This window comes from Ekhidna sp., from assembly GCF_965227465.1.
GTDB lineage: Bacteria > Bacteroidota > Bacteroidia > Cytophagales > Cyclobacteriaceae > Ekhidna.
The window spans coordinates 1,652,289-1,674,019 of sequence record NZ_OZ245746.1; the positions used below are offsets into that span (position 1 = coordinate 1,652,289).

General features: G+C 40.8%; 23 protein-coding genes. 16 read left to right on the forward strand and 7 right to left on the reverse strand.

Features of this window, described 5'->3' with window-relative positions; translation table 11 throughout:
• Positions 1 to 35: 35 nt before the first annotated feature.
• Complete coding sequence (mnmE, locus tag ACO05G_RS07320; protein ID WP_421765365.1) at positions 36 to 1,400, reverse strand: tRNA uridine-5-carboxymethylaminomethyl(34) synthesis GTPase MnmE; 1,365 nt, start codon at positions 1,398 to 1,400, stop codon at positions 36 to 38.
• An 885-nt stretch (positions 1,401 to 2,285) separates the two neighbouring features.
• Between mnmE and ACO05G_RS07325 the strand changes: the two genes are divergently transcribed.
• From ACO05G_RS07325 to ACO05G_RS07340, 4 genes are all read left to right on the forward strand, one after another.
• Entirely contained in the window at positions 2,286 to 2,612 is a 327-nt protein-coding gene (locus ACO05G_RS07325) for a PadR family transcriptional regulator (RefSeq protein ID WP_348282400.1), read from the forward strand.
• A complete protein-coding gene (locus ACO05G_RS07330; protein ID WP_421765366.1) occupies positions 2,609 to 5,248 on the forward strand; it encodes an ABC transporter permease in 2,640 nt (879 codons plus the stop codon). The genes ACO05G_RS07325 and ACO05G_RS07330 overlap by 4 nt, the downstream gene beginning before the upstream one ends.
• Positions 5,249 to 5,354: 106 nt before the next feature.
• Positions 5,355 to 5,678, forward strand: coding sequence for an ArsR/SmtB family transcription factor (locus ACO05G_RS07335; protein WP_421765367.1), 324 nt, complete (start codon positions 5,355 to 5,357; stop codon positions 5,676 to 5,678).
• Positions 5,675 to 6,196, forward strand: coding sequence for an SRPBCC family protein (locus ACO05G_RS07340; RefSeq protein WP_421765368.1), 522 nt, complete (start codon positions 5,675 to 5,677; stop codon positions 6,194 to 6,196). The genes ACO05G_RS07335 and ACO05G_RS07340 overlap by 4 nt, the downstream gene beginning before the upstream one ends.
• On the opposite strand, the gene ACO05G_RS07345 is transcribed toward ACO05G_RS07340, so the two are convergent.
• Positions 6,193 to 7,401 (reverse strand): sterol desaturase family protein, encoded by a 1,209-nt coding sequence (locus ACO05G_RS07345; RefSeq protein WP_421765369.1) that lies wholly within the window; start codon positions 7,399 to 7,401, stop codon positions 6,193 to 6,195. The genes ACO05G_RS07340 and ACO05G_RS07345 overlap by 4 nt on opposite strands.
• A gap of 57 nt (positions 7,402 to 7,458) precedes the next feature.
• Here ACO05G_RS07345 and ACO05G_RS07350 point away from each other — a divergent pair, with 57 nt between their 5' ends.
• The 8 genes from ACO05G_RS07350 to ACO05G_RS07385 all read left to right on the forward strand — a co-directional run bounded on the left by ACO05G_RS07350 (position 7,459) and on the right by ACO05G_RS07385 (position 15,315).
• Positions 7,459 to 7,875 carry a hypothetical protein gene (locus ACO05G_RS07350; protein ID WP_421765370.1) on the forward strand — a complete coding sequence of 139 codons (417 nt, stop codon included), beginning with the start codon at positions 7,459 to 7,461 and terminating at the stop codon, positions 7,873 to 7,875.
• A gap of 141 nt (positions 7,876 to 8,016) precedes the next feature.
• Complete coding sequence (locus ACO05G_RS07355) at positions 8,017 to 9,882, forward strand: DNA topoisomerase IV subunit B (protein WP_421765371.1); 1,866 nt, start codon at positions 8,017 to 8,019, stop codon at positions 9,880 to 9,882.
• Positions 9,882 to 10,388 carry a hypothetical protein gene (locus ACO05G_RS07360; RefSeq protein ID WP_421765372.1) on the forward strand — a complete coding sequence of 169 codons (507 nt, stop codon included), beginning with the start codon at positions 9,882 to 9,884 and terminating at the stop codon, positions 10,386 to 10,388. Before ACO05G_RS07355 ends, ACO05G_RS07360 begins: the two co-directional genes overlap by 1 nt.
• Before the next feature lie 65 nt (positions 10,389 to 10,453).
• On the forward strand, positions 10,454 to 11,071 hold the full coding sequence (locus tag ACO05G_RS07365; RefSeq protein ID WP_421765373.1) for a SatD family protein: 618 nt from the start codon (positions 10,454 to 10,456) through the stop codon (positions 11,069 to 11,071).
• Positions 11,064 to 11,381 carry a hypothetical protein gene (locus ACO05G_RS07370; protein ID WP_421765374.1) on the forward strand — a complete coding sequence of 106 codons (318 nt, stop codon included), beginning with the start codon at positions 11,064 to 11,066 and terminating at the stop codon, positions 11,379 to 11,381. Before ACO05G_RS07365 ends, ACO05G_RS07370 begins: the two co-directional genes overlap by 8 nt.
• Positions 11,382 to 14,009 carry a DNA gyrase/topoisomerase IV subunit A gene (locus tag ACO05G_RS07375; RefSeq protein WP_421765375.1) on the forward strand — a complete coding sequence of 876 codons (2,628 nt, stop codon included), beginning with the start codon at positions 11,382 to 11,384 and terminating at the stop codon, positions 14,007 to 14,009. It abuts the gene before it with no gap.
• Entirely contained in the window at positions 14,006 to 14,668 is a 663-nt protein-coding gene (locus ACO05G_RS07380) for a TrmH family RNA methyltransferase (RefSeq protein ID WP_421765376.1), read from the forward strand. The genes ACO05G_RS07375 and ACO05G_RS07380 overlap by 4 nt, the downstream gene beginning before the upstream one ends.
• Positions 14,665 to 15,315 (forward strand): SanA/YdcF family protein, encoded by a 651-nt coding sequence (locus tag ACO05G_RS07385; protein WP_421765377.1) that lies wholly within the window; start codon positions 14,665 to 14,667, stop codon positions 15,313 to 15,315. Before ACO05G_RS07380 ends, ACO05G_RS07385 begins: the two co-directional genes overlap by 4 nt.
• Positions 15,316 to 15,319: 4 nt before the next feature.
• Here the strand turns inward: ACO05G_RS07385 and ACO05G_RS07390 are convergent, their stop codons facing one another.
• A complete protein-coding gene (locus ACO05G_RS07390; protein WP_348282386.1) occupies positions 15,320 to 15,643 on the reverse strand; it encodes an Hpt domain-containing protein in 324 nt (107 codons plus the stop codon).
• A 137-nt stretch (positions 15,644 to 15,780) separates the two neighbouring features.
• Here ACO05G_RS07390 and ACO05G_RS07395 point away from each other — a divergent pair, with 137 nt between their 5' ends.
• The 3 genes from ACO05G_RS07395 (at position 15,781) to ACO05G_RS07405 (ending at position 17,166) form a co-directional block, all read left to right on the forward strand.
• Positions 15,781 to 16,242: a hypothetical protein gene (locus ACO05G_RS07395; RefSeq protein ID WP_348282385.1), complete on the forward strand. Its 462-nt coding sequence runs from the start codon at positions 15,781 to 15,783 to the stop codon at positions 16,240 to 16,242.
• Positions 16,243 to 16,317: 75 nt separating this feature from the next.
• Positions 16,318 to 16,854, forward strand: a complete 537-nt coding sequence (locus ACO05G_RS07400) for a rhomboid family intramembrane serine protease (protein ID WP_421765378.1) — start codon at positions 16,318 to 16,320, stop codon at positions 16,852 to 16,854.
• Between the two features lie 48 nt (positions 16,855 to 16,902).
• Positions 16,903 to 17,166 carry a hypothetical protein gene (locus ACO05G_RS07405; RefSeq protein ID WP_348282383.1) on the forward strand — a complete coding sequence of 88 codons (264 nt, stop codon included), beginning with the start codon at positions 16,903 to 16,905 and terminating at the stop codon, positions 17,164 to 17,166.
• A 10-nt stretch (positions 17,167 to 17,176) separates the two neighbouring features.
• On the opposite strand, the gene ACO05G_RS07410 is transcribed toward ACO05G_RS07405, so the two are convergent.
• Positions 17,177 to 18,487, reverse strand: a complete 1,311-nt coding sequence (locus tag ACO05G_RS07410; protein ID WP_348282382.1) for a DUF2254 domain-containing protein — start codon at positions 18,485 to 18,487, stop codon at positions 17,177 to 17,179.
• A gap of 77 nt (positions 18,488 to 18,564) precedes the next feature.
• Here ACO05G_RS07410 and ACO05G_RS07415 point away from each other — a divergent pair, with 77 nt between their 5' ends.
• The gene (locus tag ACO05G_RS07415) at positions 18,565 to 19,614 is read left to right on the forward strand and encodes a PA0069 family radical SAM protein (RefSeq protein ID WP_421765379.1); all 1,050 of its coding nucleotides are present in this window, start codon (positions 18,565 to 18,567) and stop codon (positions 19,612 to 19,614) included.
• Between the two features lie 78 nt (positions 19,615 to 19,692).
• Here ACO05G_RS07415 and ACO05G_RS07420 read toward each other — a convergent pair whose 3' ends face one another.
• From ACO05G_RS07420 to ACO05G_RS07430, 3 genes are all read right to left on the reverse strand, one after another.
• The gene (locus ACO05G_RS07420) at positions 19,693 to 20,049 is read right to left on the reverse strand and encodes a DoxX family membrane protein (RefSeq protein WP_421765380.1); all 357 of its coding nucleotides are present in this window, start codon (positions 20,047 to 20,049) and stop codon (positions 19,693 to 19,695) included.
• 93 nt (positions 20,050 to 20,142) lie between these two features.
• Positions 20,143 to 20,796, reverse strand: a complete 654-nt coding sequence (locus tag ACO05G_RS07425; RefSeq protein ID WP_421765381.1) for a hypothetical protein — start codon at positions 20,794 to 20,796, stop codon at positions 20,143 to 20,145.
• The gene (locus ACO05G_RS07430) at positions 20,793 to 21,713 is read right to left on the reverse strand and encodes an AMP-binding protein (protein WP_421765382.1); all 921 of its coding nucleotides are present in this window, start codon (positions 21,711 to 21,713) and stop codon (positions 20,793 to 20,795) included. The genes ACO05G_RS07425 and ACO05G_RS07430 overlap by 4 nt, the downstream gene beginning before the upstream one ends.
• Positions 21,714 to 21,731: the final 18 nt, after the last annotated feature.

Genomic DNA, 21,731 nt, shown 5'->3' on the forward strand with positions numbered 1-21,731 from the left:
TAGCCAAGTATAGGTGATTAATACAAATAACCGGCCTACTTCCCGATACAGAACTTCGAAAAAATATTCTCCAACAAATCATCAGTCGTCACCTCACCAGTGATCTCTCCTAAATGGAAGAGAGCAGAGCGGATGTCCTGAGCTACCAGGTCGTTGCTCATCTGCATGTTGATGCCTTCAATTACACGGTTTAGCGCTTCATCTGTTTGCTGTAAACTCTGCAGGTGTCGTGCATTGGTCACGATCACATCACTTGAACTTTTGGTTTCTTCAACAAACTCCTTCAGTCGGACTTTCAGGTTGTCCAGATGAGTCTTGCTCTTTGCAGAGATGAACACTGGACTTTCTTCTGCAATCGCATCCATTAGCACCTGCTGTGCTTCGTCTTCCTTATTTCCTACCACCAGATACGGAACCTTAGATTGTCTCAGTCCTTTGATTTGTTCATGTACATCTGCCACATTATCACTCTTTAAGTCAATCATATAAATGACAAGGCTAGCCTGTTGCATCTTCTCTAGCGTACGCTTTACCCCAATACTTTCCACTTTGTCTTCGGTCTCCCGGATACCAGCAGTATCAATGAAGCGAAACGCAATCCCATCCAGATAAATCTGATCTTCAATGAAATCACGGGTTGTGCCTGCTACATCCGAAACGATTGCTTTCTCTTCGTTTAACAAGGCATTGAGCAGGGTAGACTTGCCTGCATTTGGCTTGCCTGCTATGACTGTCGGGATTCCGTTTTTAATGGCGTTCCCATATTCAAAACTTGAGATCAGGGATTGAATCAACGTTTGGATCTTATTGACCAGATCAATTAATCCCTGCCGGTCGGCAAATTCCACGTCTTCTTCTGCAAAGTCTAGCTCCAGCTCAATCATGGAGGCAAAGTGAACCAGCTGCTCCCTGAGGTTCTTGATTTCGCCGCTAAACCCACCTCGCATCTGTTTCATGGCTGTTTGCTGCATGCTGGCATTCTCAGAGGCGATCAGGTCAGCGACTGCCTCTGCCTGGGCTAGGTCGAAGCGTCCATTCAAAAATGCTTTTTGGGTGAACTCTCCCGGTTTGGCCAGGCGGGCACCTTTACTCACGAGCAAGCTCAGGATCTTTTGTAGGATGTATTGCGAGCCATGGCTGGAAATCTCAATCACATCTTCCTTAGTGTATGAGTTGGGTCCTTTGAATAGGGTTACTAAAACCTCATCAATGATCGTGTTTTCATCGTCCCGTATAGTCCCCAGGTGTACGGTATGCGAGTTTACTTTGGTCAAGTCCTTTCCTCGAAATAGCCCGTTCACAATAGGAATCGTTTCAGAACCGGAAACGCGAATAATTCCCAATGCTCCCTGCCCGGGAGGGGTAGCTAACGCAGTGATGGTGTCATTGATGTGAGACATGGGTGCAAAAGTATAGGAGAAATATGAGGTGCATATTATTAGAATGTCATTCTGACGAATCTGCTGCAAGCAGATTGACGGAAGAATCTATTCTGTCTTATTTAACTATTCTGAAATTTGAAATAGATCCTTCGCTGCGCTCAGGATGACAGTTCTTAGATTAGATATGATTATCCACTCAAGCCGGGAGGCCCTTCATTTTTCCTAGATGAAAAACGAAGCAAAAAATCATGTCAAAATCAATCCAGCTACCCTCGCAATCCCAACACGTGATTTTGCCGGTTCGCCGTGCCGGCGATGGGATTCGAGAGTCGTCATATCCAATATCTCAAAATGATTATAAAGCGGATGTCATCCTGAGTTTAACGAAGGATCTGGGTTGAGGGCGGTCTATTGGTTTAGTGCTAATTCCCCCTAGAGTTTATGTAGATCCTTCGCTGCGCTTACCTACCTCAGGCAGGCTCAGGATGACAGTTCTTAGATGGACTTGTTTAATCCACTCAAGCCATTGGGGCTCTTCATTTTTGGCTAGACCGTAACGACGTACCGTCCAAAAACGAATCGGAGCGGCGTTCTGGCAAAAAAAATCACGACAAATCGAAGATTCACGAGCGATAGGAGGGTATGGTGTGTGTAAATCAATCCGAGTGACTTGTTCTATAAGATTCCCAAGTCTCGCTTGTTCCTCGCTCGCAAGGGAATAGCGGGTAGTTCATGGTTTAGCAGTAGAAAGAGCCCTAGAAGACGACATTGCGGTTCTTACCTCTTATGTGTATTCTCTATCCTTCGATTCTACGATTATGCTAGTTTTTACTCATTTCATTTGCAAATAGGAAATAAATAAGTTTATATTTGTTTTGTAAATAGGAAATAAATAGGACTAACATGAAACTCGGAGCTTTTGAAGAATTGGTATTATTGGCAGTAGGGGTGCTCGGTGAAGATGCCTATGGTGTCACCATCAAAGAAATTCTTAAAGAGAAAACTAAGAAGAACCCAAGCATTGGCGCATTGCATTCAGCATTGTATCGCCTGGAGGAAAAAGGATACTTAGAGGCTTCTGAAGGTGGAGCTACCAGTGAAAGAGGAGGAAGACGGAAGAAATACTACCGACTTACTTCTCATGGAATCAAAGTATTGGAAGAAGCTAATGAGCTGCGGATGGCCTTCTCAAGAGAGGTGCCGGGACTAAATCTGAAGCCAAGCTCATGAAAAACCAATCCAATCCACCAAAGCTTGCGAGAAAAATCCTTCAGTGGTTTTGCTCAGAAAATGTGCTGGAGTTTCTACAGGGTGACCTGGAGGAACTCTATCATCTTCGGATGGAGCGAAACGGAAGATTCAAAGCAGCCCTTCATTATTTCCTGGATGTATTCAGTGCCATACGTCCATTTGCATTCAAACAATCAAGGTCAAACTCAAATATTGCTATGTTTAAAAACTTCTACTTTACTTCAGTCAGGAATTTCGCAAGGAATAAGCGCTATTTCCTCACCAATCTCACCGGACTAACCATCGGTCTAACCAGTTTTGTGCTGATTGTCTTCTATATTATAAATGAGCTCAGTTACGATCGTTTTCATGCAAAGTATGAACAGATCTATCGGGTGAGTAACGTCGCGGTGATCAATGGCAAGCAGAACAGGGAAGCACCTGCAAGTGCACCATTAGCTGCAGTGGCGGTGAATGATTATGCCGCTGTTAAAAGTGCGGTGAGAATCGTGCAAAGTGATCCAGTCTTGCTAGAAGAAGGTGATCGTAAATTCATAGAAGATGGTCTTTTTTATGTAGACCCTTCCTTTTTTGAGTTTTTCGATTTCAACTTAATCGAAGGAAAGTCGAAGGAGGTCTTCAAGCACCCTCGATCACTTGTTCTTACTACATCCTATGCTGAAAAATTCTTTGGAGACCAGCGAGCGGTAGGCAAGCAAATCCAGCTTGATACTGATTCGTCATTCTATATCATTACCGGAATAGTCGCAGACCCGCCTCCCAATTCACACATTCAGTTTGATATGCTCGCTTCCCTTAATTCACTTCCTGATGTAGACAAAGGAAATAACTGGATTGGAAATGGAGCCCACACGTATTTATTGCTTAATGAAGCAACTGATATCAAAGATTTGGAAGAAAGCATGCGTGACATCTTTTACAATCACATGGCTCCTCAGATTGAATACTATACAGGGCAAACCATCGGTGAGTGGGAGGCTTCTGGAAACTGGGTAGGGTATGAGCTCATGTCGATGAAAGACATTCATCTTAAATCTGATTTCACAAAGGAGCTAACACCTATTGGAAACCTGTCCTACATATACATTTATGCAGTCATTGGTTTCATCATTCTCTTTATTGCCATCTTCAACTATGTGAACATGGCCACTGCTCAATCAGCGACACGAGCAAGAGAAGTTGGGATTCGAAAGGTCATGGGATCCAGCTGGTCACTGCTCGTCAAACAGTTCATCTTTGAATCTGTTCTATTAGCACTTTCTGCCGGGATATTAGCAGCCTTCCTATCTTATACGCTACAGCCATCATTTGAATGGATGTTACAAAAAGAATTGGCATTCGGCATCCTCTCTAGTTTTTGGGGACCTATAGTGCTTATCATCTTTGCCACACTTGTAGGAATTCTGTCAGGTAGCTATCCGGCATTTGTACTTTCCAGATTTCATCCAATTTGGGCAATGAAGAACACTTTGTCACCAGTAGGTACCTCAGGTTGGCTTAGAAATGGACTGGTGGTTATACAGTTTGCTGCTTCCATTGTGATCATAATCGTAACGCTGGTTGTCTACAATCAGATCGATTACATGCTTACCAAGAATCTGGGCTTTGATAAAGAGCAGGTAATGGTAATTAGACGTCCGGATGCCCTTCAGGATCACCTGGAGACATTTGAAAACGAATTAAACGCAATGAGTAATGTACAACAGGTATCACATACCAAAACCCTTCCAGGAAAGGGGTATGATATTCGATCCTACCGGCATATGGATAAAGGTGAAACATATTTGTTCCCAAATAATCTGGTAGATCAGAACTATCATCAGGTGATGAACATTGAGCTAGTAGCTGGTCGTTTTTTCACGGATGAACATAAGCAAACGGATATTCATTCGGTAGTAATAAATGAAACTGCGGCACAAGCTTTAGGATATGATGATCCCATTGGTAAAAAATTGACATCACCCTGGCATATGGATGACTTGGTTACGATCATCGGAGTGGTAAAAGACTATCATGTCGAATCGCTTCATCAGCCTGTATTACCCGTATCTATGGAACTGCTAATAGATGAATCTCCACAGTATATCAGCATTCGGCTTACGAGTGATCAGGACGTTAGAAAGACCATTGAGCGCATTGATGAATTATGGGCGGGTTATACCAATGATCATCCGTTTCAGTACTTCTTTATGGATGAGGAATATGAAAAACTATACCAGAATGAAGCTGCTACCGCAAAGATATTCCTGGTTTTGGCGTCATTGTCCATCTTAATCGCTTGTTTAGGATTGGTTGGGCTTATTTCATTCAATATCTCAACCCGCAGGCAGGAAGTAGGCATTCGAAAAGTGCTGGGAGCAAGCACGGCAACACTGGTTTGGTTATTGTCAAATAATATGGTACGTACTACACTAATAGGAACATTGGTTTCATGGCCAGTTGCATACGTTGCAACAGATTATTGGCTTCAGAATTTCGCTGAACGGACCACTATTAATGCGTGGAGTTTCGTTCTTGCAACCGGGATTGTTCTGTTAATTGGTGCATTAGCAATCAGCTTTCAGACGATTAAAGCATCGCTTACTAATCCAGTAGATAGTTTAAGACAAGAGTGATTATCAATCACTAATAATACTTCTAGGTCAATATTCAAATAATTTTGATTTAAATGTAACCTTTTAGTTTCTTTTTAGTATACTTGTAACCAAAAGGTTTCATATTATGCGACGAGATGTATTTCAGGCAATAGCGGATCCCACACGTAGAGAGATTATCGGGTTGGTGTCACATGAATCTAAAAACGTGAATGAACTGGCTGAAAATTTTGACATGAGCAGACCTGCGGTTTCAAAGCATTTGCGGATTCTCAAGGAATGTGGATTGATCAAGGTTGAGAAGAAAGGCAGGGAGCGTTTTTGCCATGCACAGCTGGACAAGCTTGGAGAGATCGCTCTCTGGGTACATCAGTACCGTAGGTTCTGGAATGCGAGCCTGGATAAACTTGAGGCCTTACTGAAAGATGAAACAAATGAAAATAAACCATGAATACCTACGGAAAACTAATCAATGATCACACCATTGAATTTGAACGACTGCTACCTGGACCCATTGATCGGGTTTGGGAATATCTTACAGATGCGAACAAACGTGCATTATGGTTTGCAGGAGGCCCAATGGATTCACACGTGGGAGGTAAGGTAACGTTTCAATTTGATCACAGTCGACTTTCACCAGAACCAGATCCGATACCTGCAAAGTATGGAGACCTGAAAGGCGGGATGACATCTGTTGCCGAGGTGCTAACCTTCAATCCACCACATCTCCTTGTTATCGGCTGGGAAGGGGGTGAGGTAAGCTTTAAACTGGAAGAGCATCAGGATCAGGTAAAACTTACGCTTTCACACTCAAATTTACCTGCAGACAGAGAAAAGTGTGTTGGTACCATGGCAGGATGGCATACACACCTGGACATTCTGGTTGATCGAGTAAATGAAAACGATCCTAAGGGATTCTGGAATGCACATATGAAGCTTGAGCAAGCCTATGATCAAAAGTTCTTCTAGGAGCTTTTGGCAACTCGGCTAAGCCAGAAACTAAAAAGTATTATCAATCCCCCTGCAATAAGGTAAGAGGTAGTACCTCCAATAAGAAAAACAATGATGGTACCTGAAGCCAATATTCGGATGTATTCAGATGGAATCCAGTTTTTGCGGTTTTCCATCAGGATACCCAATTGACCGATGGACCACATGATGTATCCTGCAAGGGCGAGTTTGGCATAGAAATCATAATTGCTATGTGTAAATAGGAACAGAGCTGTAAATACAATTACCAACACAAACTGAACAAACACATAACGTATCATCGGCATATGCGGATGAACATCGAACTTGCGATGGGTTTGTTTATCCACTTCAGGAGCCATTTGATAGCCGCCTAACTCCAACGGTTGCCATCCGGGTTTATAAAAAAGCACCTTCAGCTTATTCCAAAAACCCTGAGTGCCTTTTACCTGATTCGTCATGTCTACGATAGGTAGGACATTGGCCCAAACCGGATTCCATGTATTAGTGGGCTTAGTGACGCCATACGTAGGTCGTTCTTCTTCTGCTTGAAATGTTCCAAACATACGATCCCAGATCATCAAGGTCCCTGCATGGTTTCGATCGATGTATTTGGGATTTCGTCCGTGATGCACGCGATGATGAGATGGAGTATTAAATAGATACTCAAACCACTTTGGCATTTTCTCAATGGCTTCTGTATGTATCCAGAATTGGTAGATCAAGTTGATCCCTTTGACTGCCAGAAATGCGTAGGTGTTAAACCCAATCAGTGCCAATGGCAAATAGAAAACCATGGCGAAGACTCCCCCAAGGGAAGCTTGTCTCAGGGCGACTGATAAGTTATAATCTTCACTCTGATGGTGAACAACATGTGCTACGTTCCACAGGAAGTTAATCTCATGACTGGCCCGATGAAACCAATAATACATAAGATCTACCAGGACGAACAAAAGGACATAGCTCCACCAGGTATTGGGAATGGTTGCAATGGACCAATACTCATTGATATATTGATACATGGCAATGGATAGCACCCCCCACAGGGCATTGGTTACCTGAGAAGAAATCCCACAACTGATATTGGAAATCGCATCGTTGGTTCGGTAGATTTTAACCTTTTTAATCAGCTGGTAGATAAGCTCAAAACCGATCAAAGTAAAGTAAAGAGGGATAGAAAGAATAACCGGGTTGAAATCCATCATTCAAAATTAATGATTGGCCCTTACAATTTCTTTTAATGGGTGGTTAGTTTTGCGGCCATGATCAAAGCGATAAAAGTTTTCAATTCTATTTCGGTTTTACTTTTCTCTGTCATTCTTCTTTTGGTGTATGCATACTTACCCATAATGGTGGACATGAATATCGCAGGAGTGAAGGATCTTCATAAACAAACGTTCTTCTTCTATGCCTTTGGAAGTTTCGTAGTGATCAACATCCTAATTCGGATAGGAGCGAGTCTTGGATCACGAAATTTATCTGAAGATTTAGCTGCATGGGTTCGGGCAATACTCTTTATCGTTAATTTTTATTTGGCTTCCATGGTAGGATTCATTGGGGTTATTAATAATACCGGTCACATCAATCCCTCAAGCTTCGGTTACCTAAACTATTTAGGACCTGTTTTTTTAATTATTTGGGTCATTGGCTTGATTTTTTTTATAATCAAAAAGAAGTAGAACTCGCTCTATTTCAGTTTATTAAATTGACTTATTTCAAGTAAAACTATTTCTAACGCTTAGGTTGTTACGTGTAAGTGTTGGATTTTTATCATTACTTTGGAATAGAGATTATTAAATCATTCATAACGATTTTATTAGATGGCTGAAGCGATATATACCGAGGATAGTATCAAATCACTGGACTGGAAGGAGCACATCCGACTTAGGCCAGGGATGTACATCGGTAAGTTGGGAGACGGAAGTTCTCCGGACGATGGAATTTATGTATTGGTAAAAGAGATCATTGATAACAGTATCGATGAACACATGATGGGGCATGGGCGAACCATCGAGGTGAAGGTGACGGACCACCGCGTGACCGTTCGGGATTATGGTCGTGGAATTCCATTGGGAAAAGTGGTGGATTGCGTGAGTAAAATCAACACAGGAGGTAAGTACGATTCAGGTGCATTTCAAAAATCAGTTGGACTGAACGGGGTAGGTACCAAAGCAGTAAATGCCCTCTCTAATTATTTCAAAGTTCAAAGTTTCCGTGACGGAGAAACTAAGGTTGCCGAATTCGAAAGAGGTGAGGTGACCAACGATTCGAAAGTTCAAAAAGCGGAAGGCAGAAATGGAACCAGAATCGTCTTCGAACCAGATGATACGGTTTTCAAAAACTATCATTTTATCCCGGAGTATTTGGATAACCTGATGTGGAATTATGCCTATCTAAATGCCGGACTTACCATCGTGTTGAACGGCAAGAAGTATCATTCAGAAAATGGATTAAAAGATCTTCTCAGCAGGAAGGCAGATGTTGAAAACATACGCTATCCAATCGTTCATCTGAAGGGCGAGGATATTGAAGTAGCGCTTACACATGCGAATCAATATGGAGAAGAATATTATTCTTTCGTAAATGGTCAGTACACCACGCAGGGAGGAACACATCTGGCTGCTTTTCGTGAGGCATTAGTAAAGACGGTCCGGGAGTTTTATGGGAAAAATTTTGATTCGGCGGATGTCCGTTCTGCCATCATTGGTGCTATTGCAGTCCGTGTACAAGAGCCGGTTTTCGAGAGTCAAACTAAAACAAAGTTGGGTTCTCAAAATGTGGGCCCGGATGGACCAACCATGCGAACGTTTATCAATGACTTTGTAAAAACGGAACTTGACAACTTTCTTCATAGAAACTCCGATACAGCAGATGCGCTCTTGAAACGTATCCAACAGTCTGAACGAGAACGAAAGGAAATAGCAGGCATTAAGAAATTGGCCAATGAGCGAGCTAAAAAAGCCAATCTGCACAATAAGAAACTAAGGGATTGCCGTATTCACTTCAACGATAAGAAAGGAGATGAGGCGATCAAGGATGAGACGATGATATTCATCACTGAGGGTGACTCGGCCAGTGGATCCATTACTAAATCAAGGAATGTACAAACTCAGGCCGTATTCTCACTAAGGGGCAAGCCTTTCAACTGTTTTGGGCATACAAAAAAGGTGGTGTACGAAAATGAGGAATTTAACCTCTTGCAGCACGCATTAAATATTGAGGATGGTCTCGAAGGGTTGAGATACCGTAAAATCGTGATAGCTACAGATGCTGATGTGGACGGCATGCATATTCGTCTGCTCTTGTTGACCTACTTCCTGCAGTTCTTTCCTGAACTGGTGAGAAACAACCATATTTTCATTCTTGATACACCTCTTTTTAGGGTGCGAAATAAAAAAGAAACAATATACTGTTACTCAGAGGAGGAGCGAAGGAATGCGATAGCTAAGCTTGGGACTAAACCTGAAATCACCCGATTTAAAGGGTTAGGAGAGATTAGTCCTGGTGAATTTGCCGCATTTATCGGTGATGGTATACGCTTAGATCCTGTGATTCTACAAAAAGATACCAGTATTCAGGACCTGTTGACCTTTTATATGGGTAAAAACACGCCGGATCGACAGCAGTTCATCATTGATAAGCTGCGCGTGGAGAAGGATTTGATTGAGGAAGTTGGAGCTGTTTAATGGAAAGGTCTAAATCACTTTCTGTAAAATCTATCAAGGCATACAAGTTACTGCTCATAGGAGCTGTATCTTTTCTATTCATCTTTTACGTACTCATTAATTCAAGCAGAAGAGGTCTCTTTGGCATCTTATCAGCCATCGCCTATGTTTTCATAATGATCTTCTATTGGTATCCGAATCTGACCAAATTTTTCAGACAGATCAAAGAGGTGGCTTATGATCAAGAGAACCTGTACGTAAAGGAGGGATCCTATGAAATACAGGTTCCTTTTCATCAAGTCAAGGATATAGAGATTGTAAGTCTTGATGGACTTTATAAGTTCAAGCTGTACCACAGTGATCAATTTGGTGACGAAGTAATATGCAAACCATCCTTGTGGTATCCGCTGAATTATAAGAAAATTGACGCTGAACTTAATAGAATTCGTGGTTTGGTTCGTAAAGCTCATCACGAGTACAGAGAGAAAATTGGCGTTGACAAGGGTTTAGCTAGCCATTCATTGTAATAATAATGCAAAAAATAGTTTTTTGTAAAAAAAATACAATAAATTGTGTTTTGTAAAAATAGATCATGAATAGGTTCATACTAATGGCAGATGTTGTGAGCAGTCACGAAAAGGATAGTAACGCGTTGATGTCTGACTTTCAGGTGCTGGTACAATGGACCAACAAGATCTACGGTGACGATATAGAATCGCCTTTAACAATAACACTTGGAGATGAATTTCAAGGGATTGTAAAATCCGCTGCTAAAGGTGTAGATATCATTCTGGCTATGGAAGAATACATTCTGGAAGAAGAATTTGATTTCAAACTGCGATATGTATTGCATGAAGGAGAGGTGGAAACACCTATTAATAAGGACAAGGCATATGAGATGCTAGGTCCTGGTTTAACAGATGCGCGTAAGATGTTGAATGATATGAAAAAAGAGAACGGACGCTTTTTGATATCAATACCAGCTAGTAATCAAATCAATAAAATGATGAAAGTAACTCAACATTTTATTGATAGTTGGCATCCAAAAGACAGAAGTACTGTTTCGGGATTTCTGCAGGGACACGATTATAAGGAAATGGCCAGAATCGAATCAAAGGATGATTCAACGTTGTGGAGAAGAAGAAAAAGTTTAGCAATTGATGAGTATGTATTGTGTAAAGAACTCTTACATCACCTGATAGATGGATAATTACCTATACGATAGCGCCATTTTTGTGATTGGTGAGCTTGCAGCACTTGTCATATTCTTTCTTGTTACAAAGATGTTTGGACGATCGCTGACATTAAGCAGCATTTTAAGAGGAGTATTAGAAAGAGGATTTTTATTCATCATTTTATTGGTGAACCTGCCACAGGGCATGGCCTTCTTTGGGGCACTTAAAATTGCCACTCGTCTCAAGGACGATGATAAAATTTCAAATGACTATTTCCTGGTCGGAAATCTAGTCTCAGTTTTAATAGTAATAGGGTATTACCTAATGAGTCAATATTGTTTTTAAATGGGAGAAGAACACGAAAACGAGCAAGAAATACATGATGTCATCCCTATATCGGGAATGTATGAAAACTGGTTTCTGGATTATGCATCCTATGTAATTCTGGAGCGTGCGGTACCGGCCATTAACGATGGATTAAAACCAGTGCAACGAAGGATATTGCATGCAATGAAGGAGATGGATGATGGGCGATACAATAAGGTAGCCAACATCATTGGTAGCGCCATGCAATACCATCCGCATGGAGATGCCTCCATTGGAGATGCCATCGTAAATCTGGGACAGAAGGACCTGCTTATTGACACGCAGGGTAATTGGGGAGATGTACGTACGGGTGATTCTGCAGCAGCAGCACGATACATCGAGGCGAGGCTTTCTAAGTTCGCGCTTGAGGTCATTTTCAATCCACAAACTACCAAATGGCAACTTTCATACGATGGACGAAAGAAAGAACCTGTCACGTTCCCGGTCAAATTTCCGTTACTTCTTGCTCAGGGGGTAGAAGGAATAGCCGTAGGCCTCTCTACCAAAATGATGCCCCACAACTTCTGTGAAATTCTGGAGGGCTGCATTGCGACACTGAAAGGTAAAAAAGTCAAACTCTACCCGGACTTTCTCACCGGAGGTAAGATTGATGTCACGGATTACAATGATGGAAAACGCGGAGGTAAAATCAGGGTACGTGCGACCATCGAGGAGCTTGATAAATCCACCCTGGTGATTAAAGATATCCCATATGGTACAACAACTACCTCACTGATTGAATCCATTGTTAAGGCGAATGATAAAGGAAAGATCAAGATTAAGCAGGTAGTTGATAATACCGCAAAGGACATTGAAATCCTGATCAGCCTGGCATCCGGTATATCACCTGACATCACCATGGATGCGCTATATGCTTTTACCGATTGTGAGGTTTCTATTTCTCCCAATGCCTGCGTCATTATCAACGACAAACCGGTATTTCTCGGGGTGTCCGAAATTCTGAAACAGTCGGTAGATCAAACCATTGACTTACTCAGACAAGAACTGGAGATCGAAAAAGCCGAGCTTAAGGAGAAAATCTTCTTTAGCAACCTGCTCAAGATCTTCATCAACGAAGGCATGTATAAGCATCCGGATTATGAAAACTCCGGTGATCTGCAGAAATGCTATGAAGTGCTCAATACCCTGTTTACTCCATTTTTCGATACGTTCTATCGGGAAATTACAAACGAAGACTACAAGCGACTTATTGACAAGCCACTGAGTAGCATTACCCGCTTTGATACGAGTAAAGTAGATGCGCAAATTCAGGACTTATCAGATCAAATCGATCAGGTGAATAATCACCTGGATAATCTCACGGATTATGCCATCGCATACTATCAAAACCTCTTAGAAAAGTACGGAAAGGGAAGGGAACGTAAAACAGAGATAACCAATTTCGATACGATCAATGTGACGGTCGTCGCAGCTAACAACGCTAAGCTTTATGTCAACAGGCAAGATGGTTTTGTGGGCTATGGGTTAAAGAAAGATGAATTTGTCAGCGACTGTTCGGATATCGATGATGTTATTGCATTTACCAAGGATGGTAAGTGTGTCGTTACCAAAATTCAGGATAAGACATTTGTAGGGAAGGACATCTTGCATGTAGGGGTGTTCAAGAAGAACGACGAGCGCATGGTCTACAACATGGCCTATGTAGATGCTAAGTCCGGCAATTCATACGTAAAGCGCTTCCAGGTTTTGTCTGTCACAAGAGATCGTGAGTATGATTTAACAAAAGGAGGAAAAGGGAAGGTGCACTACTTCACAGCCAATCCTAATGGGGAAGCAGAGATTGTAACTGTATCGCTCACACAAGCTAGCAAAGCACGCAAGAAAGTGTTTGATTTTGACTTCTCAGAGATTGAAATCAAAGGTCGGGGAGCTGGTGGAAATATCCTTACCAAATATCCGGTAAGGAAGGTCGTCTTCAAAGAAGAAGGAAGGTCTACTCTTGGTGGAGTAGATATCTGGTACGATCCAACAGTCGGACGACTGAATAGAGAAGAAAGGGGTGATCATTTGGGCAACTTCATGTCTGAAGATCAGGTAGTAGCATTCTATAAGGATGGGAGCTATGAAACAACCTCTTTTGAGCTAACTAACCATTACGACTTTAATAATGTAATGGGAATCTATAAACTTGATGCGGACGCCTCGTTCAATGCCATTCATTATGATGGAGACTCGAAAAATTATTTTGTCAAACGCTTTATCATCGAGACTAACACGCCGAATAAGAAATTCCCATTTGTGACCGAGGCAAGAAGCTCCAAGCTGATGTTTATTTCAAAGGGAATCGAAACTGATGTGGAGGTTACCTACAAGGAAGGTCGCAAACATGAGAAGAAGAAGCTGGATCTCATGAGTTTGATTGACATCAAAGGATGGAAAGCGATCGGCAATAAGCTCCCGGTACAACAGGTTGTAAGTGTTGAGTTGATCAAAGATGAAAAGCCTAAAGAACAAGCCCCTCTAAAAGAGAAACCCGAAGAAGAACCTAAAATTGACCTGGATGCGATAAAGAGCACCATAAAGTCTGAAGTCGAGGAAGAAGAGAATCAATTAGGACTTTTCGGAGGCGAGAAAAAGAAAGAATGAATGAATCGAATGCCATAATTGAGGTGCTGGAAGCGTTTGTTTCAGACAACAAACAGGCCCATATCGACCGGGTTTTAAAACTACGAACTCGTCATCTCACTTTGGTATTTGAAGACATTGACAAACCACATAATGTAAGTGCCGTTTTGCGCACTGCAGAGTGCATGGGGATTCAGGATTTACATTTCATCAAGAATAAGAATGATTACACCGTAAACACTGGGATTACACAAGGTGCTGCGAAATGGATCACCATGCATCATCACTGCCGAGCTGACGATAATGTTGGTGAGTGCTTTGATTCGCTCAGAAAAGAAGGTTATCAGATTTATGCGACATCCCTTCATGAAACATCACGGTCGATTTATGACCTTGATCCTAAGCAGAAGACTGCAATCGTATTTGGAACTGAAGCGGATGGAATCACGGAAGAGGCAGGGGAAAAGGCAGATGGATTTGTTCATATTCCGATGAGTGGGTTTACCGAAAGCTTTAACCTCTCTGTAAGTGCAGCTATATGCCTGACAGTGATGAAATCAAAGCTAGGAGAGTGGCCGCAGCTGCAAGACGAAGAGAAGCTGGATCTTCGGGCAGAATGGTACCGAAAGATTGTAAGAGAAGCTGATTTAATCTTAAAAACAAAAGGGATAGAAGTATGAAGATATCGCTTGCTAAATTTCTTCGCCTGGGAGTTTGGTTGTCAATTACCTTAATACTGTTCGTGCTGGGCACGAATATTTGGGTGGTCCAATCCACAAAAAGCTCTATCTACACAATAGATACGGTTCCATTGAATAATGTGGCTTTAGTATTAGGTACCAGTAAAAGAACTGTGGAGGGGAAGCCCAACCGTTTCTTTGTAGAACGGATGAACACGGCAGCTTCACTCCACTTGGATCAAAAAATCAAACACATTATTGTGAGTGGAGATAACCGAACGAAATACTACAATGAGCCAAGGGACATGCTTCAGGCGCTTGGCGACCTTGACATCCCTGAGGAAGATATTTCGTTGGATTTCGCGGGGTTGAGAACGCTCGATTCTGTAGTGAGGTGTACAGAAGTGTTTGGTCAAAACAAAGTCACTATTGTCACACAGGAATTTCATTGCTATCGATCGCTTTTCATTGCACAATATTTTGAGATGGAGGCCGTAGCTGTCTCTGCAGATAATGGTGGTCCAATTGGCAATGCGCTGGCGCTAAGGGAAGTATTAGCCCGGACAATGGCTGTTTTAGATCTTTACGTATTGCAACGTAAACCGAAATATTTAGGCGAAGAGATTATCCTTCCAATCAAATCCTAAAGGTTTAAATTCCGGCCCAATCTTTTAATTGCCGAAGGGCATCCTCGCACTCTACTTCGATTTCCTTTATCAATTGAGAAGTTGCTTTTTCGGGATGGTATTGCAAATCCTCGAGTGTTTCTGCACATGAGAGTTGAATCATCTTTGCTGAAGGTTTCAGCTGATGAGCTGATTTAGAGAGGTTATCCAGATCTCCTTTCTCCAATTCCATATTCATCTTTTCCACAAGAGTAATATAGGTGTTCTCAAATGTCTCGATGAATTCCATTTTGAAACTTTCATCGTCCTCACTCAGAACTTCAAGGTATGTTAAATCAATTTTTTCCATAGTTAGCTTAATCCAACTTTAAATGTAATATCTCTAAACGTTAACTAGGTAAAAATCATAACCAAAATTTAGGGTTGATGTCATGAGCAAGGCGGAAATTATTTAGTATTTTCGAGCCGAATTTGAAATCAAAAGGAATGATCCCAGAATTTGAACCCCTAAGAGAAGACGAGATACAGGTTTTGCTAAAAGCGCCTGTTTACGTAGCTATTTTGATTGCCGGAGCTGATGGCAAGATTGATAAATCTGAAAGACGAGAAGCAATTGATGTAGCGAGGAATAAGCAAAGCCGATCAAGAGAGCAACTGGCAGAGTTTTATAAGATGGTCGGCGAGCAATTTGAAGAAAACTTCAATAAGCTGGTGGATGAACTACCATCAGGTACGGACTCACGTGTGTCCGCTATCACCACGGAGCTGCGAAAGCTTAATTTCATTTTGCCGAAAATTGATAAAAACTTTTCCATCAAGTTTGTTGCGAGCCTCAAAGACTTAGCAAAGAAAATTGCAGAAGCCTCTGGTGGAGTTTTAGGTTATCTATCTGTTAGTTACGAAGAGTCAAGGCTGATGGAACTGAAAATGATAAAAGAAATAGAGTAACGCTTATTAGTAGTTGCGAACTACGGACCCTGATTTCTCCTCAGAAATCAGGGTTTTTATTTTAATTTACTCCCTATGCAGAAAACGGGAATAGTACCACCGCTTAGACTTTGCTTTTTCATGTGGTTGGTATTCACCATTGAATTCTACTTGGATGTTGATTTAGGATATTTGGGAATATACCCACGTGAGATTACCGGGTTGGTAGGTGTTGTTATGGCTCCACTGCTTCATGGAAATTTTAATCACCTGGCCTCCAATACCATTCCTCTTTTGGTGCTTGGTGGAAGTCTATTCTTCTTCTTCCCAGCGATTGCAACCCGTGTATTTCTTCAGGCATATTTCTTCACTAATGTATTGGTTTGGATTTTTGGTCGACCTTTTTATCACATTGGAGCAAGTGGTCTCATTTATGCGTTAGCTTCATTCTTGGTCTTTTTCGGTCTATTCAAACAAAATTTTAAATCCGTTATTATAAGCGCTATTGTCATTTTCCTTTATGGTGGAATGGCTTATGGACTATTATCGTTTGATGAGCGAATTAGCTGGGAGTCTCATCTGATGGGAGCAGTTGTAGGCCTCAGCACTGCTTATTTAATGAGAAGAAAATAAACAATTGGGGGCTGTTTGATGTATCTTATTAAACAAATCCAATTAACAATGAAAAAGACATTAATAATTCTTGCTGTAATCGTGCTATCAAGCTGTGTTAGCCAAAAAAAATATGATGCATTGGAAGCAGAACTCGTAAAATATAAAGTTGATGATACTTTCCAGTCGAAGGAAGTTGCAGATGTTGCTTATTCGAAAACTAATGATATTACCGAACTCAAAAAAGAACTGAATAATCTTAAAATTCAAAATAAGGAACTAACACTTAAAGTAAAGGATTTAGAGGAGCAGCTTGAAGATTGTAACCAATAATCGAATAACCTTACTTATCAATCTGATCCAGCCTTCTGTGTAGGTCAGCTAAATCACTTTTATTCATATCTGAGGATTCAGCAGTTTCGATCACCATTTGCACATGCTTATTCAGGGCCTCTCTTTGTTCGTCATTTTGTGTAAATGAATGAATCAGGACGAAGGACTCCATGAGTCTAATGAGAATGGAAGGGACGTTCGATCCAAACTGGCGAATCTGATTAAATGATGCGTCCATGATACCTGCGTAAGAGGTGGGTTTTACGATAATTCTTAGCTGTTCATCCTTATCAAATCGATAGGCTGAAGGGAAACTAACAGCGGAAAGTTTGCAAATAACACTTGTGAGTTTATCGATACAAGTTATGGCTGTGTACGGATCATTTATTCCAGGTGAAAGTGCTCTGGATGCTATTTCAACCATTTGATGAATCGCAAATTCTGAATCCTGAATAGGGGTCCTGCGTTCTCCAAAAAGAAAATAACTATGCAACTTTTCCATTAGACTGTACTCACATTCATCTTTGGAAAATACCTTCAAAAGAGTCTGGTTCTTAATCACAAAATCGCCAGGATTCAAATCAAGTTGAACAAGCAGGTCATGACTTTTTGCAGTTTTCATTAAGCCATCCTCATCCAAGGCTTGCAAATAGCCTGTCTGATTGCATATAACAGAACTTGTTGATGGAAGCTCTTTCTTGCGATTTTCTACTTTCTCATTTTGATCAAGCTCCTGTTCTTTTCCGAGTTCGTATGGAAAAAGGGTATCAATGCTTTTGTGCAATTGAATGCTGATGTCAGACACAATTTTGTCTGCCTGTATACTCATGGAGATGTGATGAATAAATATAATTAGAAGAAAGATGTTCCCTAGGGCCAGGAGCATGGCGAATAAAACAGAAATATTGGGAATGAAAATCACCTCCTCAGTTGACTTAACTGTTCGCAAAACCATCAAACAATAAATAAATGTAGCTATGTAGGTACCCAGGACGAATTGGTTTAACCTGTCATGCATAAAATTTCGAAGCAGACGCGACCCATACTGCGAAGAAGCCAATGTTAAAGCTACCAGTGTGATTGAGAATACCGTACTTGCCACGCCCAACATTCCTCCACCAACAATCGTAAGCACACTCCGGGCTGAATCTACACTACCTGAAAAAAAATACCTTATAGTGTTGTTAGGTGTATATGAGATTACGCTATCGACATAGACAAATCCTATAGCCAGCCCAATGGCTGTAAACACAAGAAGTAAAGGAAAGAACCAGAAACTGGATAGTATTTGGTCCCAGAAGTATAGCAGCCTTGTTTTCACAACTAAACGTTTGATTTAATACTAAGCTAATGTTTCTTTCTTGATCTATTTTACTAAAAATATTAGTAATTTTAATTATGGATTATATAAAGGGTAAAGGAGCACAGATTAATGTAGCCAATAAGTTTGCGAGTAGTCATTTATCAACTGACTCATTGGATGGAATAGATGAAGAGCTAATTCAGGAAAAACCTAAAACTGAAGTATTTAAGGAAACACCTAAAAAAATCATCTCTACCAACAACAGTCCGGATATAGGTTTATCAGCATCCATTAATCCATATCAGGGATGCGAACATGGGTGTGTTTACTGTTATGCTCGTAACTCTCATGAATATTGGGGGTTTAGCGCGGGGTTGGATTTCGAAACCAAGATTATTGTGAAGCCCGAAGCACCAGCGCTATTGGAAAAGGAATTTCTTAGATCTTCATGGAAGCCAAAAACCATCATGCTTAGTGGCAATACAGATTGTTATCAACCACTTGAGCGTGAATACCAACTAACAAGAAAACTGCTTGGTGTTTTTAATAAGTATCAGAACCCTGTGGGAATTATCACAAAAAATGCACTGGTCACAAGAGATATAGACATCCTCAAAGAGCTTGCTTCTAACAATTTAGTCCAGGTAATCTTCTCGATAACCTCTCTTGATGAGCAACTAAGACAGAAACTAGAACCGAGGACTGCCAGCGCATCAAAAAAACTGAAAGCCATGGAAACATTGGCAGCTGAGGGGATACCTGTTGGAGTCATGAATGCCCCAATTATCCCAGGGTTGAATCATCATGAAACTCCAGAAATATTAAAGGCTGCTTCCAATGCAGGTGCGAGTTTCGCCAGCTATACGGTTGTTCGACTCAATGGTCAGATCAATAAGATTTTTCACGACTGGCTAAAAAAGAGTTACCCGGATCGGGTAGAAAAGGTTTGGCACCAGATTCAGGATTTACATGGCGGCAATGTGAATGACACGGAGTTTGGACGGAGAATAAAAGGAGACGGGAAAATATCCGAAGCGATTAAAAACTTATTTGAGGTGAGTAAGCGAAAGTATTTCAAGAACAAATCATTTGAACCCCTGGAAACTTCACACTTTAGAAGGAAGGGGAACTACAGTCTTTTTTAAATAAAAAAACCTCCCATATTTCATGGGAGGCCTCTCTTCATACTTATCTAGTATTGTCTAGATTAAGGTTATTTATCTTTAATCACTTAAATGCGCACTCATAAACCAGGCTCCCCCAGCCAGCGCAATATCCTTTAAGAACATGGATGAACTTACCGGATCTTGGCTCATAAAGCCGGATAAATGAATCAATACGGCAAATAATGCAAGCATTAAACCAAGTAATTGTGCTGCCAATTTAGCTTTTTTTCCAATAATGATAGCAACGGCAGCAAGTAATAATGCGATACCCGTTAAGTAAACAAAAAAGACCGGGGCAGGAAGAAAATCAGGCACCATACCTTTCATATCATCTGCACCCATGAGGTGAAAAATTCCGAACATTGCCATTGGTCCGGCATACATGAGCTTTCCAAGAAATCCTAAGCTTTTCATTTGGTTGAGTTAAAGGTTGAAAATGAATGTTAATCACTTTCAAGATACATTTTTTGAGTGGTATTCACAAAAAGTGCAACCAGATCACAATCGCTATAATTTAGCCATTTGACCGATCAACGTTTGAGCGACATTATCTTTAATTGAATACCAAACCCCCTCAAGATTCACACAATTATTCACTGATTTTTTGCTTGGTTTTATTGATTCAAAATTGATTGAATAGATTAGTTCCATCATATTTCTACCGGCTTCCCAATCGATTGACTGATTATCATTTACTAAAACCATTCTTTCCCAGAACTTCCATTTAATTTGAACTGCTTGCCCGTCAAGTTTTAGGTCCAATTGAAGCGGTAGTTCCAGTTGATCCCTCTCTACAATGGCTTGCATCAGTTCCTGAAATAACTTATCTGCTTTCTTGATTTCCTTTGGGAATCCCAACTCAGAGTCATTCACACTGATATGCAAATAAATTTCTGCATCCGGATCTTCCATTGACTTTAGCCTTGCAAATGATTCAATATCTTTTTTCCAGTTAGGATTGAAATCACCTTTCCATGAATAATCATCATTCTCCGTAAAACCCTCGGACTTAACAGCATCAATAGAAATCAGATCACGATTGAGATATACAATTTCAAACTCCGTTTTAATTTGGTCACCTGAACTATCAAATTTCAAAACTGCAGCGTATGCGTAAGGGGGTGATAACAATTGAGGTTGGTAGGACAATGTTATTTTCATTGCGTTTTTTCAAATTGAGATTGCGTTTTTAACCGATCAATTTTGCCATTTTCTGTTTTAAAAATAACCTGATTAAAAAATACATCTTTAGGTTTATGATACTTGGGGAGAGTAGAAAAATTCACGTTTTGAGTATTTCCATCTGAAAGTAGGACAGCCTTCTTTCCAAGATTTTTATCAGGTAAATACGCAATCATAATATCACCATCAAATTGCTCCTTGAGAAGCTTCTCTACATACTCGGGATTAATTTTTATTCCACCTGAATTAATGATAAAATCTGCCCTTCCAATCCATTTAAATGATCTGGCATCAATCATGTCAACTATATCATTGGTTTTAAGCCATTTATGATCTGTTATAGATCCTTTTATTTTCAAAGTCTGATCATCCGTCAATCCAATTATCGTATCCCCAGTGGTTTCGAATATTTCAGAAGCAATTTCTCTTAACGCAATATGAGATACGGTTTCGGTCATCCCAAAAGTGGAAAACACTTTTGATTCATAGGGTGTATCCAGAACAGCCATAGGAGCACCACCAATCAGAACCACTTTAAAGGCGTCAATTTGCTTTTTCGGTAGTTTGTAAAACTGGAGTGGAGCAAGAGATACCAGATCAAATGGCTGATCATCTAGTTGAAACTGGAGTTCATTTGCAGGCTCAAGCAGCGTCAGGTCATGATCAAATATTAGTGCACGATATACAACCATGGCACCTCCAATAAATAAGGGATTCAAGCAAAGAAAAGAATGCTTAATACTACCAAGAGGATCAATGGCAGCCATTGTGGCGCTAGCACTTATTTCAATTTTATCCCTACTAATTTCAATTTTCTTGGGTCTACCTGTTGAGCCTGAGGTATGATGACTGAAATTTTGTACTGAGGAGTGCCAACTTTGGATTAACCTTAACACATTTTTTTCATACTCGTT

Excerpts from the sequence above, each read along its gene's own strand:
- ACO05G_RS07325 (WP_348282400.1), top strand. The coding sequence starts at position 2,286 with ATGAAACTCGGAGCTTTTGAAGAATTGGTATTATTGGCAGTAGGGGTG.
- ACO05G_RS07335 (WP_421765367.1), top strand. The coding sequence starts at position 5,355 with ATGCGACGAGATGTATTTCAGGCAATAGCGGATCCCACACGTAGAGAG.
- ACO05G_RS07350 (WP_421765370.1), top strand. The coding sequence starts at position 7,459 with ATGATCAAAGCGATAAAAGTTTTCAATTCTATTTCGGTTTTACTTTTC.
- mnmE (WP_421765365.1), bottom strand. The coding sequence starts at position 1,400 with ATGTCTCACATCAATGACACCATCACTGCGTTAGCTACCCCTCCCGGG.
- ACO05G_RS07340 (WP_421765368.1), top strand. The coding sequence starts at position 5,675 with ATGAATACCTACGGAAAACTAATCAATGATCACACCATTGAATTTGAA.
- ACO05G_RS07400 (WP_421765378.1), top strand. The coding sequence starts at position 16,318 with ATGCAGAAAACGGGAATAGTACCACCGCTTAGACTTTGCTTTTTCATG.
- ACO05G_RS07395 (WP_348282385.1), top strand. The coding sequence starts at position 15,781 with ATGATCCCAGAATTTGAACCCCTAAGAGAAGACGAGATACAGGTTTTG.
- ACO05G_RS07390 (WP_348282386.1), bottom strand. The coding sequence starts at position 15,643 with ATGGAAAAAATTGATTTAACATACCTTGAAGTTCTGAGTGAGGACGAT.
- ACO05G_RS07365 (WP_421765373.1), top strand. The coding sequence starts at position 10,454 with ATGAATAGGTTCATACTAATGGCAGATGTTGTGAGCAGTCACGAAAAG.
- ACO05G_RS07420 (WP_421765380.1), bottom strand. The coding sequence starts at position 20,049 with ATGAAAAGCTTAGGATTTCTTGGAAAGCTCATGTATGCCGGACCAATG.
- ACO05G_RS07405 (WP_348282383.1), top strand. The coding sequence starts at position 16,903 with ATGAAAAAGACATTAATAATTCTTGCTGTAATCGTGCTATCAAGCTGT.
- ACO05G_RS07330 (WP_421765366.1), top strand. The coding sequence starts at position 2,609 with ATGAAAAACCAATCCAATCCACCAAAGCTTGCGAGAAAAATCCTTCAG.
- ACO05G_RS07415 (WP_421765379.1), top strand. The coding sequence starts at position 18,565 with ATGGATTATATAAAGGGTAAAGGAGCACAGATTAATGTAGCCAATAAG.
- ACO05G_RS07375 (WP_421765375.1), top strand. The coding sequence starts at position 11,382 with ATGGGAGAAGAACACGAAAACGAGCAAGAAATACATGATGTCATCCCT.
- ACO05G_RS07345 (WP_421765369.1), bottom strand. The coding sequence starts at position 7,401 with ATGATGGATTTCAACCCGGTTATTCTTTCTATCCCTCTTTACTTTACT.
- ACO05G_RS07380 (WP_421765376.1), top strand. The coding sequence starts at position 14,006 with ATGAATGAATCGAATGCCATAATTGAGGTGCTGGAAGCGTTTGTTTCA.
- ACO05G_RS07360 (WP_421765372.1), top strand. The coding sequence starts at position 9,882 with ATGGAAAGGTCTAAATCACTTTCTGTAAAATCTATCAAGGCATACAAG.
- ACO05G_RS07385 (WP_421765377.1), top strand. The coding sequence starts at position 14,665 with ATGAAGATATCGCTTGCTAAATTTCTTCGCCTGGGAGTTTGGTTGTCA.
- ACO05G_RS07370 (WP_421765374.1), top strand. The coding sequence starts at position 11,064 with ATGGATAATTACCTATACGATAGCGCCATTTTTGTGATTGGTGAGCTT.
- ACO05G_RS07425 (WP_421765381.1), bottom strand. The coding sequence starts at position 20,796 with ATGAAAATAACATTGTCCTACCAACCTCAATTGTTATCACCCCCTTAC.
- ACO05G_RS07355 (WP_421765371.1), top strand. The coding sequence starts at position 8,017 with ATGGCTGAAGCGATATATACCGAGGATAGTATCAAATCACTGGACTGG.